This is a genomic window from Arenibacter sp. F20364, from assembly GCF_023015905.1.
In the GTDB taxonomy this organism is placed as follows: Bacteria; Bacteroidota; Bacteroidia; order Flavobacteriales; family Flavobacteriaceae; genus Arenibacter.
Genome location: NZ_JALKBD010000179.1, coordinates 1 through 315, shown reverse-complemented (window position 1 = coordinate 315; position 315 = coordinate 1). Strand labels below are relative to the sequence as shown.

The following is a 315-nucleotide window of genomic DNA, read 5'->3' as shown; positions in this document are numbered from 1 at the left end:
CTTGGCCCTGATGCGGTGACCAATGCTAAATTGGCCGATGATGCGGTGCAATTGGAAAATATAGCTGATGGTACTGTCTCCGGGCAGGTAATGCAATGGGATGGGACCGACTGGATTCTAATTGATTTAGGTTCTGTGACGGTAACAGAAGTGGATGGTGTGATTGGAAATGAAATCTTAAATGCGACAGATGCTACATTAGTACGTTCCGGATCAGGAACTAATGCTGATCCATATACATTGGATGTAGCTGCAAGCGGAATTACGGCGAATGAACTGGCCGATGATGCCGTAACGGCTGCCAAGATCAATTCC

Annotated in this window: 1 protein-coding gene; it reads left to right on the top strand. The window is 46.7% G+C overall.

The annotated features are described in order from the left end of the window. Positions 1 to 315 (top strand): hypothetical protein (locus MWU84_RS24235; protein WP_246906642.1); only part of this gene is annotated, 315 nt, incomplete at both ends.